14 protein-coding genes and 1 riboswitch are annotated in these 14,722 nt (G+C 43.1%); of the genes, 10 read left to right on the top strand and 4 right to left on the bottom strand.

Annotated features, from left to right (window positions below; translation table 11 throughout):
- Nucleotides 1-47 precede the first annotated feature (47 nt).
- From MD535_RS16130 to MD535_RS16120, 3 genes are all read left to right on the top strand, one after another.
- The gene (locus tag MD535_RS16130; RefSeq protein ID WP_265676058.1) at nt 48-2,573 is read left to right on the top strand and encodes a glycosyl hydrolase family 18 protein; all 2,526 of its coding nucleotides are present in this window, start codon (nt 48-50) and stop codon (nt 2,571-2,573) included.
- Between the two features lie 258 nt (nt 2,574-2,831).
- Nucleotides 2,832-3,641, top strand: coding sequence for a phosphate/phosphite/phosphonate ABC transporter substrate-binding protein (locus MD535_RS16125; protein ID WP_265676057.1), 810 nt, complete (start codon nt 2,832-2,834; stop codon nt 3,639-3,641).
- 10 nt (nt 3,642-3,651) lie between these two features.
- Nucleotides 3,652-5,472: an ATP-binding protein gene (locus MD535_RS16120; RefSeq protein ID WP_265676056.1), complete on the top strand. Its 1,821-nt coding sequence runs from the start codon at nt 3,652-3,654 to the stop codon at nt 5,470-5,472.
- Nucleotides 5,473-5,615: 143 nt separating this feature from the next.
- Here the strand turns inward: MD535_RS16120 and ribB are convergent, their stop codons facing one another.
- The gene (gene ribB / locus MD535_RS16115) at nt 5,616-6,278 is read right to left on the bottom strand and encodes a 3,4-dihydroxy-2-butanone-4-phosphate synthase (RefSeq protein WP_265676055.1); all 663 of its coding nucleotides are present in this window, start codon (nt 6,276-6,278) and stop codon (nt 5,616-5,618) included.
- Between the two features lie 196 nt (nt 6,279-6,474).
- Nucleotides 6,475-6,624, bottom strand: a riboswitch (FMN riboswitch).
- 407 nt (nt 6,625-7,031) lie between these two features.
- On the opposite strand from ribB, the gene MD535_RS16110 reads away from it, so the two are divergent.
- Complete coding sequence (locus MD535_RS16110) at nt 7,032-7,556, top strand: GNAT family N-acetyltransferase (RefSeq protein WP_265676054.1); 525 nt, start codon at nt 7,032-7,034, stop codon at nt 7,554-7,556.
- A 5-nt stretch (nt 7,557-7,561) separates the two neighbouring features.
- On the opposite strand, the gene MD535_RS16105 is transcribed toward MD535_RS16110, so the two are convergent.
- Complete coding sequence (locus tag MD535_RS16105) at nt 7,562-8,158, bottom strand: DedA family protein (RefSeq protein ID WP_265676053.1); 597 nt, start codon at nt 8,156-8,158, stop codon at nt 7,562-7,564.
- Between the two features lie 233 nt (nt 8,159-8,391).
- Here MD535_RS16105 and MD535_RS16100 point away from each other — a divergent pair, with 233 nt between their 5' ends.
- Complete coding sequence (locus MD535_RS16100; RefSeq protein ID WP_265676051.1) at nt 8,392-9,465, top strand: threonine aldolase family protein; 1,074 nt, start codon at nt 8,392-8,394, stop codon at nt 9,463-9,465.
- Between the two features lie 173 nt (nt 9,466-9,638).
- Nucleotides 9,639-10,064 carry a phosphate-starvation-inducible protein PsiE gene (locus tag MD535_RS16095; RefSeq protein WP_265676050.1) on the top strand — a complete coding sequence of 142 codons (426 nt, stop codon included), beginning with the start codon at nt 9,639-9,641 and terminating at the stop codon, nt 10,062-10,064.
- 638 nt (nt 10,065-10,702) lie between these two features.
- Here MD535_RS16095 and MD535_RS16090 read toward each other — a convergent pair.
- Nucleotides 10,703-11,446 carry a Fic family protein gene (locus MD535_RS16090; RefSeq protein WP_265676049.1) on the bottom strand — a complete coding sequence of 248 codons (744 nt, stop codon included), beginning with the start codon at nt 11,444-11,446 and terminating at the stop codon, nt 10,703-10,705.
- 98 nt (nt 11,447-11,544) lie between these two features.
- A complete protein-coding gene (locus tag MD535_RS16085) occupies nt 11,545-12,351 on the bottom strand; it encodes a hypothetical protein (RefSeq protein WP_265676048.1) in 807 nt (268 codons plus the stop codon).
- Nucleotides 12,352-12,438: 87 nt separating this feature from the next.
- Between MD535_RS16085 and MD535_RS16080 the strand changes: the two genes are divergently transcribed.
- The 4 genes from MD535_RS16080 to MD535_RS16065 all read left to right on the top strand — a co-directional run.
- Nucleotides 12,439-13,170 carry a hypothetical protein gene (locus MD535_RS16080; RefSeq protein ID WP_265676047.1) on the top strand — a complete coding sequence of 244 codons (732 nt, stop codon included), beginning with the start codon at nt 12,439-12,441 and terminating at the stop codon, nt 13,168-13,170.
- A gap of 21 nt (nt 13,171-13,191) precedes the next feature.
- Nucleotides 13,192-13,797 carry a hypothetical protein gene (locus MD535_RS16075; protein WP_265676046.1) on the top strand — a complete coding sequence of 202 codons (606 nt, stop codon included), beginning with the start codon at nt 13,192-13,194 and terminating at the stop codon, nt 13,795-13,797.
- Nucleotides 13,798-13,916: 119 nt separating this feature from the next.
- The gene (gene radC / locus MD535_RS16070) at nt 13,917-14,396 is read left to right on the top strand and encodes a RadC family protein (protein WP_265676045.1); all 480 of its coding nucleotides are present in this window, start codon (nt 13,917-13,919) and stop codon (nt 14,394-14,396) included.
- The coding region (locus MD535_RS16065) for a DUF2787 family protein (protein ID WP_265676044.1) at nt 14,396-14,722 on the top strand (327 nt) is incomplete at its 3' end. The genes radC and MD535_RS16065, both read left to right, overlap by 1 nt.

Here is a 14,722-nt window from a genome sequence, read left to right as displayed (position 1 = left end):
CAACTTTTGGGCAGATTTTATTTTTTCAGGGAATAGAGAAGACAATAATGAATAGTATCGTATTAGGCGCTTCAGCCTTAGCGCTTGCCGTAAGCAGTGCTTCTTGGGCTGCGCCAGCGACACCTTCTATCGATCTCTGGGGGTCAAATAACCTTCAGTTTTCTAAGATTCAGTTAGCAATGGAGACCACGTCTGGTTACAACCAGATGGTGCAATATAACGAGCTTGCTGAGATTAAGATCACCTTTAATCAGTGGAGTGGCACGACGGGTGATACCTACAATGTGTACTTTGATGGTGTGAATGTTGCCACAGGCCCTATAACAGGCAGTCAAACGACAGCCACTTTCCCTTATGCCCAAGGTGGCCGATATCAAATGGCAATAGAAGCATGTGATGCTAGCGGTTGTAGTAAAAGTGCTGAGATGGAATTAGTGGTGGCAGATACGGACGGATCGCATTTAGCGCCACTTACCATGAACATCGATCCTAATAACCAATCATTTAATACTGACCCGAGTACCGTAGTTGGTACGTACTTTGTTGAGTGGGGAATTTATGGTCGAGGTTATACCGTTGACAATATTCCTGCTGATAATTTAACCCATATCTTATATGGCTTTATTCCGATTTGTGGTCCCAACGAGTCCGTAAAATCGGTAGGGGGGAGTAGCTTTAACGCTCTGAAAACCGCTTGTAGTGGTGTGCCTGATTATGAAGTTGTCATTCATGACCCATGGGCGGCTTATCAGAAAAGCTTTGGTCAAGCGGGACACGATTACAACACTCCGATCAAAGGTAACTACGCGATGATGATGGCGCTCAAACAGCGCAATCCAGAGCTAAAAATTATTCCTTCAATTGGTGGCTGGACACTTTCTGATCCCTTCTACAGCTTCACCGATAAAGTGAATCGAGATACGTTTGTCGCGTCGGTAAAACGCTTTTTGAAAACGTGGAAGTTTTATGATGGTGTTGATATCGACTGGGAATACCCCGGTGGTGATGGCGCCGCGGCTGATTTAGGCGATCCACTTAAGGATGGCCCTGCCTATGTGGCACTCATGAGAGAGCTCAGAGCCATGCTGGATGAGCTTGAAGTGGAATATGGACGTGTTTATGAGCTGACGTCGGCCATTGGTGTTGGTCACGATAAAATTGAAGACGTGAATTACGCTGATGCGATTCCGTACATGGATTATATCTTCGCTATGACGTACGACTTTTACGGTGGTTGGAACAATGTTCCTGGTCATCAAGCTGCCCTTTATTGCGGTAACTTTATGACAGCAGGACAATGTGATGGCAGCGGAGTGGATCCCGAAGGTGTGCCCTATAAAGGCCCTGCTTATACCGCTGACAATGGTATTCAGTTGCTGTTAGCACAAGGTGTGCCAGCCAGTAAGCTAGTGCTGGGAGCCGCAATGTATGGTCGTGGTTGGGAAGGGGTGACGCCAGATACGCTTACCGATCCTTCGGACCCGATGACCGGAACAGCAACAGGAAAGCTGACCGGGACTACTGCACAAGGTGTTTGGGAAGCTGGCGTGATTGATTATAAAGGTATTAAGTCTTTCATGTTAGGCGCAAACAATACTGGAATTAATGGCTATGAGTACGGGTATGATGCACAGGCGGAAGCGGCCTATGTTTGGAACCAAACGACGGGAGAGTTGATCACGTTTGATGATGATCGCTCCGTGAAAGCCAAAGGCGCATATGTTCGCAGTCTAGGTCTCGCAGGTTTATTTTCCTGGGAGATAGATGCTGATAATGGCGATATTCTTAATGCTATGCATGAAGGGTTAGCTGGTGGAACACCAAGTAATCGCGCACCTGTTGCGAATGCCGGTGTTGATCAACAAGTTGAGGGGCCGGTATCGGTTTCGCTTAGTGGTGCAAACTCAACCGACAGCGATGGGAGTATTACCAGTTATGCTTGGGTTCAGACGTCGGGTAGCCCGCTAGTCTTAGCCGGTGAAAATAGCGCGACACTCAATTTTGATGTTCCTGAAGTCACGCAGGTGACGAGTTATGGGTTTACCTTAACGGTTACGGATAACGAAGGTGCCGCTAACTCCGATACAGTGACGGTGACCGTCACACCCAAAAATACGCCACCACTAAATACCGCGCCTATTGCTCAAATATCAGGGCCGACTACTGCCGCTGTGAATGATCAGGTTGTATTGGATGCATCGGGTTCAAGTGATGCTGACAACGACCCTTTAACGTATTCTTGGCAAGCACCGGCAGATCTTAACATCACGAGTCAAGGTAGCACTCTAAGCTTTACTGCTCCAAGCATAGCCGTTGATACTAACTATCAATTCACACTTAGTGTAAGTGATGGATCATTGACATCCACAGCCACTCATGTCGTTAAGGTGATAGCGGATAATGGCGGTGGTACTGCTTGTCCAAATACATGGGACTCTGGTGCGGTGTATAACGGTGGCGATCAAGTGGTCTACAACGGACAGAATTACCAAGCGAAATGGTGGACGCAAGGTGACGACCCTGAAAAGTCAGGTGAATGGGGTGTTTGGACATCTCTAGGGCTTTGTCAATAATGATGCGTTGATCATGTTTAGTAAATGATAATGCTATAGGAGACCGATTTGGTCTCCTTTCTTTTTATCAGTAGTGTTTAATTATGAGTAGTTCTAACTATTAGTAGCAGCTTAAGAGTAGTAGCAGCTTAAGAGGTTTAATACTACGTCAAATAGGGGCTGTGATAGGAAGGGGGAGCGTGTTAAATCAAATAGAAAATTGCCTATTGGTCAATAGCATCTAGTATTTTTATAATGAATGAATAGAGATGATAACCAATGAAATTATCAATTATTGCAACTTGCTTCGCCATGCTTGTTTCTAGTTATAGCTATGCTAAAGATACTTTGATTTTTGGTATTGTTCCTCAGCAGTCGGCAAGTAAATTAGCATCACAATGGATTCCTTTGATGAATTACTTATCGGAAGAAACAGGGACGACGATTCAATTTGCTACAAAGCCCTCTATTCCTGAGTTTGAAGATCAACTTGCCAAAGGTGCATATGATATTTCATACATGAACCCGTATCACTATACGGTCTTTAGTCGGGATGACGGCTATGATGCGATAGCAAAAGCCAAAAATAAATTGATCAAAGGTATTGTTGTCGTTCGTAAAGACAGTGAGATTCAATCCATGGATGAGTTGGCTGGAAATAAACTGGCGTTTCCTGCTCCGGCCGCTTTTGCTGCCAGTGTTTTGAGCCGTGGTTATTTTAGTCAAAATGATATCGACATCACACCTGTGTATGTTCGTTCCCATGATTCTGTTTATTTGAATGTCGCGAAAGGGCTATTTCCTGCGGGGGGCGGGGTGAGACGAACATTTAAAGCCATGGATCCTCAGGTGACCGAGCAACTAAGAATTTTGTGGGAGAGTAAAGGTTACACCCCTCACGCCATTGCGGTGAGTGCAACGATGCCTAAGGCGTTAAAAGAGAAATTACAGCAGGCGTTAATTAAGCTTGAACAGACGACCCCCGAATTGTTAGATCCACTTAAGATCCAAGGCTTCGTGGCCGCTCAAGATTCTGATTGGGATGATGTTCGAGAGTTGGCCCTGAATGTTGATCTCAGTACAAAGTGATTAATTAGAGATGAAATTTCGAACCAAAATGATTGTTGGAGTCGCTATAATTGAAGCGATTTTCCTCATGGTTTTGGTTTTCTATGCCATGAGCTTTTTGGCCGAATCGAATGCTGAATTGTTCCAGAATAAAATGGCTGGGACTCTGTCGTTACTTAAGCAAAGCTCTATTGATGCGTTACTAACGTACGATATTGCCAGATTAACAAGTATTGCCCGCGATGTATTGGTCGACCCCGATGTGGTTTATGTCAAAATGTACATTGGAAATACGGAAGTGGTCGCTGTTGGAGAGGTGTTGAGTACACACTCACATCAGCCTCAGGATTACTACTTTAGAACGCTCGATATTGATTTTGAAAGTAATTATATTGGCCGTCTTGAGTTAATGTTTGATGGACGACGAATCACAGAGGTTGTAAGAAGCTCTGGTATATATCTGGGCGGAATTGCCGTCATAGAAATTGTGTTTGTTGCCGTTGCCTCGTGGCTTTTTGGTTGGACACTGACAAAAGATCTTCACAAAATTACCCGCGCGAATCGAGAGATTGAGCGCAAGGGGCCTGGTCATAGAGTTGAGCATCATAACCAAGATGAAATAGGACAAGTGATTGATGCCTTTAATAGTATGTCCACTGCAATGCATAAGCAGTATGAAGAGCTACAACGATCTCAAGATCAAGCGTTAGCGGCAAATCAAGCCAAAGATGATTTTTTGGCATTAATCAGCCATGAAATACGCACTCCGCTAAACGGTATTCTTGGTATGTCTAAGTATATGGAGTCCGAGCTTACAGGAGAGTCAAAGAAAAACTGCAAAGTTATCAATGATTCCGGTGAGCACTTGATGTCCATCCTCAATGATATCTTGGACTTTTCAAAAATCGAACAAAATCAATTAGAGCTTAATCCCTCCCCGTTTAACATGCTCGCAACCGTTCGGTTGACACAAAGCTTTTATAAACCACTTTGTACGGAAAAGAATATTCAACTATCGGTCATAAATAACATCCCGAGTAATATAGAGTGGGATGGAGACGAGTCAAGGATCAAGCAAATAGTGTTTAATTTGATGGGGAACGCCATTAAGTTCACCAACAAGGGAGGCGTGACATGCCGGGTTACATGGAGTGAGTCGTTATCTAGGTTAATGATTGAAGTACAAGATACAGGGGCGGGGATTGCTGAAGATAAGGTCGATGTGATCCTAGATCCTTTTGTTCAAGCCGATAATACGATTACTCGAGATTATGGTGGAACTGGGTTAGGGCTTTCTATCGTGAGTAAATTAGTCGAAAAGATGCATGGGACGATAGAGGTAGCCAGTCAGTTGGGGGAGGGCAGTACGTTTACAGTGGTGCTCCCTTTAGCCTTTAAAGTGAATCAGTCGTCAGCCAGTTTACTGACTGGGCAAACCAATAAACTAGAAGATGTCAGTTGGCGTCCTCCGAACGGTAGTCGCGTGCTTCTTGTTGACGATAATAAAGTCAATTTGTTAGTTGGGAAAAAGTGGTGTGAAAAAATCGGCTTTATTGTTGATGTCGCGAACAATCACCATGAGGCAATGAACTGTTTAAGAACTCGTTCTTATTATTGCATGCTCATTGATAATCATATGCCGGAGGTTTCCGGGATAGAGTTAATACAGAAAATGGTTATTGAACAAGATAACCTGATTATTTTTGGTTGGACAGCGGATCTTACAGCAGAAACCCACAAAGCGTTTATTCAAGTTGGTGCGAAAGGTGTTGTGGTTAAGCCGCTAAATGTACAAAACTTCACTCAAATTGTGATCAATACCTTAAAGACAATACCGCCACCATTAAAATAGGAGCTGGGGGATGTATGTCGTGTTTTTGGTACTGGAATGAGGCCAATGAGAATGGAAGGTGTATTCGATATGATCTGGCCGTTACCGTAAACTTGAAAAGATAAATAGCAGAGCTCCCTGTATTTAGGGAGCTCCATTTTTGATTATGCAGATTTCTCTGTGATCGCCAAACGGTATTGAACCATATCTTCAATGGTTAAGACGGGCATATTGTGTACCTTGCCAAACTCGACAATTTCAGGTGCCTTTGCCATTGTTCCATCTGGATTGGTGACTTCACACAATACGCCGAATGGTGATAGCCCTGCCATTTGCATCAGATCAATCGTGCCTTCAGTGTGACCGCGACGAGTAAGCACACCGCCTTTGCGAGCTCTTAGTGGGAACACATGTCCTGGTCTGGCAAGGTCTTCTGGTCTTGCTTGTTCAGCGCACGCCGTTTTAATGGTCATGACCCGATCTGCAGCTGAAACGCCAGTTGTTACACCCACTTTGGCTTCAATCGACACCGTGAAAGCGGTTTGGTTAGCGCTGTTATTATTGGTGACCATTGGCGGTAAGTCGAGTTGCTTTGCTTGCTCGTCATTGATGCATAGGCAAACAATGCCACTGCCTTCACGAATCATAAGTGCCATTTGTTGATTAGTTAGATGATCAACGGAACAAATGATATCGCCTTCATTTTCGCGATCTTCATCATCGAGTAGCAATACGCCACGACCTTCGCGTAACGCGGCAAGAGCAATTTCAACACGCTCTAGAGGTGTGCCAAATTCTGATAGTAGTGAGGTTTGGTTCTGATTCATGGTAATACTCCAAGTTTAAAATACCAGAATCAGGGCATTGGTATGGGGACCTTAAAGGATCCAAAAGATATCCGAGAGCGGCTGTCATGGTGGTTAAACGCCATACAGCCGCTCTCTATACCCACATGTGACGCGATGTAGCGCACACTTCTATCCGTATACACGAAAGCGTGTATAGAGAAGTGGTTGTGGGTATATTTATCCTCTCCCATCCGGACTATGACCGTCGGCTCTGGAGTTTAACCAGATCTGCTGACCCTAACTCCTAAGGGGTTAGGCGCTCGCGGGCTTATCAATTGAATGACTTACCGCCGGTGGGGAATTTCACCCCGCCCTGAGAATAAAATGAATGTCTTAACGACGACTAAATGGTAGCGATTTTTTACCAGCTTGAAAAGAAGTAAGGCGTTTATTGTTGAACTCAGCATGTTTTGCTTTTTATTTCGTGCGATCGCGACGATTTATTAATCACATGTCAAGCGAGCGTATTGGATGTTTCTCTGAAGTACGATAACCCTCAACTTTTTTGAAGGTTGAAGGTGAATTCTACAGCACTGGTGAGCTAAATTGCCCCGTCTGTCCTACACTGTTTTCCTAGCCATCTAGTCATTGCTGAATGACAAAACACATTAATAGGAAGAGATATATTTTTGGAACCTAGCATTGAATTAGCTATCTAAAAGCTAAGATAAGAGCGGCAGTATTGATGTCTTTTCACAGTATGCTGGCAGACCTGAATGTAAAGAGAATAGAATGGAATTTATGCTAGAAACCGAACGACTGATTTTAAGAGACTTTCAACTTGGTGATATTGAGGCTTGGCTTAACATAACGTCACATCCAAGATACCAAACATTTTACCCCAAAGAAGAGTGTTCGCCTGAATTTAACGCCCATTTACTCGAAATGTTTGTGGAGCAGTCACAGCAAATCCCTCGAACGAGGTTTCAGCTAGTTATTGAAGGAAAAGAAAGTCATCAGGTAATTGGTACTGCAGCCTTTCGCTTAGAAGCCAATAACCGAGCATCGATTGGTTTTGGTCTTGCGGTTGATCGACAAGGGCGAGGTATCGCCGTTGAAGCCATGTCGGCGCTAATCACGTTCGGTATTCAACATTTCCCTATCACCTCTATTTTTGCCGAAACCCGTAAGGGAAATGAAGCGGCTATAGCGGTTTGTCAGCGATTAGGACTAGAGACAGTCAACGCCCACTTGACTCAGGCTGATGAAATGGGTCTAGTACGTTTAGAGCTCACAATCAAAGAGCCAGAGTATTAACAGTCTCACGATTTCTTTTTCAGTAGCGCGATAATGAAAAGTATAAATAGACTTGCGGTTACGAGCCAAACGGACAGCCTATGTGCGCGATAGAGCTGCTCGATTTGTTGTAGATGATCGAACGCAAAATGCGTGAGTAAGCTAAATACCGCGACCCATATACTTGTCGCGATAGCGTTACCGATAAGAAATTCATGTCTAGGCATTTTGGCTATCCCACATGCGAGAGGCATAAATTGTTTCATGCCTTCCACAAAGCGACTAATAATCAAGCATGCAGGGCCATAGCGTTGAACGGTGTTTTGAAGTCGTTGCATTTTAGGGCCAGAGATATAGCCCTTTTTATCCAGCCAACCTTCAAAGTGATAACCAATTAGATAACCGCAGGTGTTACCGATAAAACAGCTTAGCCAAGATACTGCGATAATCAGCGATAGATTCATCAGGTGCTGTGATGAAAGGATAGACGCCGCAATCATAAGTGATTGACCGGGCATAGGTATCCCCATTCCTTCAAGGAATATGCTAACGATTAAAGCTAGGTAGCCATAATGCTCTAGCAGAGGCTTCATCGTTAACAAAAGATCATTAATATGCTGCAATGGATAACCTCGATGGATTGCTATGGTTATTTGATAGATACTCTGCTTAGTTTAAACAGTCAATAAATGATAGGTGTTTCTAGCGGCAAAGGTGGTGAAAAATAATCCATAATAGTCGTTGTAATGTTATAAGTTCACCAGCCATATTAATGGGTTATCTTAATAGAATGCCTTTAGTTAGGCCGATTTTAGTTAGTCAGATTCTAGTTAGGTAGAAAAACGAAGGACAGGAAATGCAGGATAAGTGTAGGGTTGTATTACCGGGTAATAGAGAGCGCTCTCCCGCTCAAATGTTTGCAGAGATGGCAACGTGGTGCGAGCAGCACGAGGTTGAACATGATAGGTACGGTGAAGGAAAGCTAATTCAAGCATTCGAGCAAAAGATTGCCACTTTATTAGGCTTTGAAGCGGGTTTATTTGTTATCACCGGAACCATGGCTCAGCCGACAGCTCTTCAAATCGCGTGTGAGGAGCGTGAATGTCGTAACGTTGCAATGCATCCCTCTAGTCATATTTATCTACATGAAAATCAAGGCTATCAGCTACAAAATAGATTTAACGTATTCCCAGTAGGAAAGCCCTACCAACCATGGACAGTATCGGCTATTGCTTCCATTCCTGATCGTCTCGGGGCGGTGCTTTACGAGTTGCCAATGAGAGAGATTGGGGGGCAGTTACCTAACTTCAGTGAACTAGAAGAGATCAAGCGTTACTGCCAATCTCAGGATATTCATCTGCATATGGACGGTGCACGGCTATGGGAAGCGGCGGCATTTTATCAGAAATCCTATAATGACATCGCAATAGGGTTTAACTCAGTGTATGTGTCGCTTTACAAGGGGGTTGCTGGGCTTGGAGGCGCAATGTTAGTTGGTGATAAGGCGTTTATTGAAAAAGCAAGGGTTTGGATGCACAGACAGGGGGGAAGTGTCTATCACCGTACTCCTTATATTGTGGCTGCAGCTATGCAGTTTGAGCAAAAAATCAGTGCCTTGCCTAAGCTATTTGAGAGGACTCAGCAGGTATATACAATGCTGGAGCAATATCCACGGCTCACCGCTAATCCAACCCAACCTCAAGCTAACATGCTACACATACACCTTCCTCTTAGTCAGCAGCAAGCCTGTGAGCTACGTGACAAACTAGCAATCGAACTTGGTGTGTGGATTGGCAACCCGCAGCAAGGAATATTACCCAATCAGAGCTTTATAGAGTGGTACGTGGGTGACCGGTTGCTTGAGATCTCCGATGATGAACTTCACCAATACCTCGCATTGATAGAGCAAGCATGTGTCGAAGTGAGTTGAAAGCCATATAGACCGCTGTCATAGGTAGGGTTGGCCTCATGTCATATACTGAAATATACGCAGTCCGTGTGGCTAATTCGCCGAATAAATTAAAGGCAATGTACTGAATTAGAGCGAGTTATAAAGATGCATGCTATTGTAAAAACTAGATTTAAAATTTCTGAAGAATAACTATGCCTTCTCACTTACCGAAATCTTTTAGCAAACCTTTTCTAAAGGTCTTTTACGTCTTAGAAGCGATACTCTTAGTCGCCATCACACTTGCTACTTTGTTCGCCATGATGGAAGAGTTTATGCACGTCTTTACGGAGAGACGGGTTCAATTGACAGATATACTGTTGATGTTCATCTATCTCGAAGTTCTAGCGATGGTTCAGCAGTTTGTAGTGAATGGAAAAATTCCAGTCCGCTACCCAATTTATATCGCGATGATGGCGATCGCGCGTTACATAACGTTAGGCATGAAGGAGCTAGACGCTGTGCTAATTGTCTGGCTATCTACTGCCGCCTTTATTTTGGCTGCCGCAACCCTATTGATTCGAGTCGGGCACCATTACTGGCCTTACGTGGACATTAGAACAAAAGAGTCTGATGAGTAGAGTGAACCGTGGCTCAAGAGCTGTAATCGTAAGTGGTTGTTAGTACCATAGGTCAGTACTAACAAAAAAATCTTTGTCGATATAAAGACAAAAAGGGCGATAACTCAAAGAGTTATCGCCCTTTCCAAACGTTTGGTGGGCTGGCGTAATTTGATTTTGACTTTTAACTTTTTGAATTATAAGGTTATTGCTCGATTTGAATTTTATTTATGGGTAACGAATTGGGTAACAAGTGCTTAGGATGTTAAAAAACACTGTTAGACGTTATATGACATTGAGCCTGTTATACTGTACTTTTCTGGTTATTTTTTGAACGACAATGGTTTGCTTACTCTAGTGCAGATTGTTCTCTGTTCAGCTCCCTCTTTCGCAATTTTAACAGGGAGTTCAGTTCCTCAATCTTAAGCGTTTACATCAAATCCTTAAACTCACTATTTAGCCTTTTAATTTCGATAATCTTTTCAACTTGGCATGCCGAAGTTAAATTCATAAATGTAGTGAGTAAGTTGTCACTCACGCACCACATGGAAGCAGGAGTCCTGTTGGAACTTAAAGATCAATAAGTTAGATAATATCAGATAAGGTAAATAACTCTACTGGGTACGGGAACAAAAATTTTCATCACTACACTGCTGAGACTAGAGCTTACCCATCTGAAAATTCTTCATCAGCTTTTCATCAATACAACTACGTAAAAACTGATTCATAGGTTGCATATTGTTCGTTGTGTAGAAGTCCAACATCAATGTGTTGAACTCTTGTTGCCTTTTAGCTGGGACGTTAATGATCGGATAGCCTTTGCTTAATAAAATTCCATTCATCATAAAGCGCCCCGTTCGCTTATTCACATCCCAAAAGAATTGGTTTCTAGCCATTTGTAAGAAAGCCGTGATAGCTCTATCGTAAACATCGAGTTGTTCGGAAACATTAGCTTCTATTTCTAACCATTTTTCATCTAACTCACTGGGAGCTGGTGGCTCATACTCTGAGCCTGTAATAGATACATACCCTGTACGAAATTTACCCCATTCCAACGCCTCCTCTTCCGCTGCAATAGAATGAAGCGACAAAGCAGTTTCTTTGGTAAACGAAAAACTGCCATTATTAACTAAATCGAAAATACACTGCCAAGTCTTGGCTTGATTTTGAGCCATGTTTTGATCGCTGATCCTATGTCCACCAACCGTTACGCCATCAAGTATGGTTTGCACTTCCGGTAACGTCATAGCAACTCCTTCGAGATTAACAGCGTTATACACCAAAGAAGGGACATCACGTTTTGCTAGCTGCTTTGCAAGAGGTATATTGGGAGTCATTCTCCACTTAGTATCAGTACACATAGCTTTTCTATTTGTTATTGAGTCAGAACCCTGATTATACATTGATTACTCCGACTTAGTTAGCAACTAGGTTTATGAGTAGAGCCGATGAACGTTTAGCTAGACGGCTAGCATACTGCCACATATAGCCAACAAGAACTTTACGAGTAATATTGACGCTTAGCGTGAGATATCAGAGCAAGAGGAATGCTCATCGTTGCTTTCTGTGCTTGATTACGAGAATAACAGAGCTTTACACCCTCTGGATCATCAAGGTTTAAGTGAATAGGCCAAATGACTTCTGTCAAAGGAGTGCTGTTCGTTTCTGTCTGATAAGTAATTTCTAACCATTGCTCGGTATATAAAGCACCAAGAATACTATCAAGCTCTGGCGTCATTGCCTGCTTGGACCAATGGTGAGCACTTTTCTGATCGACGGGTAGTTTATTTAACCAACGCTTATCTCGATTCCCATCATGCAGCTTTTCAAACTGATCAAGATAAGGAGAAATCGCTTCAAGGAAACGACTTCTTACTTTGTCTGGTAAATAATGAAGAAGCATGTTCGAGGATAGATGTGCAATAAGAGCCGCATGGGGAAAGCCTTCTAGATAATTAGCACGATATCGCACAGCATGAGAGGTTCCCACCGTCAGAACCTCAATACCCAGTAACTCTTGTAAACGCCTATTCTTTAAGATCCGCCTAACGGAGTGATAACTCGCAGATGTACCACGAGAGATGACAGTATCAGCAAGAGCTTGGTAGCCTAATGGTTGAGATGTGTGCTTGGGAATGACATCACAAAGAGTCAGTAATAGCTCCATCGTTTTGATTGGGTGTTTATCAGCCAAAGAAGTGCCATTTTCTATTTCAAAGATGGCTTCCCAGAGTAATGACTGACTTTGCACATTATGCAAAGTTGGTTTTTTACGACGGATGAGATGATTAATCGTGATGTTAATCACAACTTAAACCTTTAACGTCAGTGTTTGCAAATAGTGCAAAGCCAATATGTAGCCTGCTTACTTTTAATTTAGGTGTAAGAGGTTCCAATGAAAAGGTCAGGTTTATGGATAACTTTATCTTTATTTATCCTACCAACCGCAAACGCATCAATTAAGAGTGATATTGAGCAGCAGTGGCGAGTAGCTAATGAAGTCGTTAATGATGAAAGCATAAAAGTAACGATACAAGCGGCTGATTTTAACGATGACGGCGTCTTAGATTACGCAGCTTACAGTTCGTACTTTTGCGGTAGTCAAGGATGTATTTATGACATTTATTCAAAGATTAATGGGCAGTATTGCCAAGTAGGAAAATATGACCTTGATATTGCTCTATTTGAATATCAAGGGGAGTTTACACAATGCAGCGACAACTTTCTCTCAGTAGCGAATAAAAATCGTTCCCCTCAAGAGCCTAAAGCAACGGACAACCAACAAACTCACACTTCTGAAGCGGATACTACGTATCGCAATACAGGTTTAGTTTCAATCTCTCTAAAAACGACTTATGCAAGAGATATTACTCTTCGCCAAGTTCCAATCCCGACTCTGATTATTCAAGCTGTGACTGATTCCGTTACTTTGCAAGGAGTCACTATCAATAGAGGACACTGTCTAACAATGAGTAAAACACTGGATGGTAGGCCACTTAGCTTCTTCCCTAGCTCACTGCAATTTGGCCAAAAGAAAGCAGTGGGGTTTCGATGCTCAATTGAGGACGTATTAGAAGTAAAGGTTCATACCAATCTTGGTAATGAATATTTTTCTACTTCTAATTAACAGAGAGGGAATCAGACGATTATGAATTACTTAGCTATTATTGTTCTTGTCATATTCATGTTGCTAACCGCAGCTTTTGACTTTTTGGTATACGTTGTATTTTCGGTAGGATATTTCATACAAGATACTTGGATGTGGGGGCTGCTCTTTTTTTCGGTTCTTGGAGTCATCTATGGGAAAAGTCACGGAAGAACATTCAGTTTATGCGTGGCCTTAATTATCGCTTCTGTCACTCTATGGCATGAATTTTATGTTACTGACGAAGAAAAACAACAAACGATTTCCGTTGCTCAAGAGTTAGGTGCAATGTACAAGCAGATGGGCGCAACAGTGGATATCAACGGCTCAAAATTGACAAACGCTTTTACCTTTCCGTTACCCAAACGCATGTTACTTTCAGATATAGATCAAGTTGAAAGTAGCTTAGATGATACTATCGAACGCGTGCTTGGTCCTAAGTTTAGAAACTTCCGTGCTTATCGTGAACTTGAATTGGCATTTGAAGAATTTTTAGATCATGGGGGTGAAATCGAGACGATAATTAAAGACTCAAAGGGAGAGGGGGTTTTTAGAATTCAGGTGGATGGGTTCCAAGACTACAGCCTAACGGTTATCACTCAAAAATAAAGCACCATATCAAAAAATAACAGGTCTATATTACCTAGGTGTATCTCTATTCTTAATCGCCCGTAACGCTCTTATGCGCTGCGGGCTTTTTTGTGCCTGTAACCTAAGAGGATTGACCTATGCCTACCCAATTACCCATTGCAACCTATGAGTTTCCTGCGCCTGTTACGGCCTTGCAAGTACTCGAAAAAGCAGCTGATATCTTAGCTCAAAGTTTTGAAGTCGGTGATGCCTACACAAACCCCAATAACGTTAAACAGTTTCTCGGTTGTAAGCTGGCGCATTATGAGCGTGAAGTGTTTGCCGTGATGTTTCTGGATAACCAACATCAACTGATTGCCTTTGATGAGCTGTTTCAAGGTACGGTGGATGCCGCCTCCGTATACCCTCGTGAAGTCGTGAAAGCCGCGCTTAAGCATAATGCCTCAGCGGTTATCTTTTCACACAATCACCCATCTGGTGTCGCTGAGCCTTCACAAGCTGATCGAAAGATTACCCGCCGTCTCGTCGATGCCTTAGCGCTGATTGACGTTCGTGTACTGGACCACATTGTGATTGGCAAAGAAAGCGTTTCTTTTGCCGAGCGAGGGTGGTTGTGATGAATACTGTTGCGTCTTGCTATGACAATGAGGTGACCTTATTACCTTCATTGGTTGAGTGTTTAAGTGCGGCGCTGGACAGCGCCCCAAGACCTATCAATGTCGATAAGCTCTCCATGAACTTTCGTCATACGCCTTACTATCAAACTCGTCGTGGTACTCACCCTGTTGAAGTGCGTTTAGAGCGTCATGACCAGCAGTGGCGTGTGGTGTTTATCGCCAGCTTTGCTTATCCCGATGAAACGCACCGCAGTGTGACACCAGAGTTGTACTTTAACTTCAAACGCGGCTGGTTTTATCAGCCAGACATCAAAGGCTGTGAGCTC

Origin of the sequence: Vibrio qingdaonensis (assembly GCF_026191675.1) — a bacterium.
Lineage (GTDB): Bacteria > Pseudomonadota > Gammaproteobacteria > Enterobacterales > Vibrionaceae > Vibrio > Vibrio qingdaonensis.
This window is presented reverse-complemented; position numbering and strand designations above follow the sequence as displayed.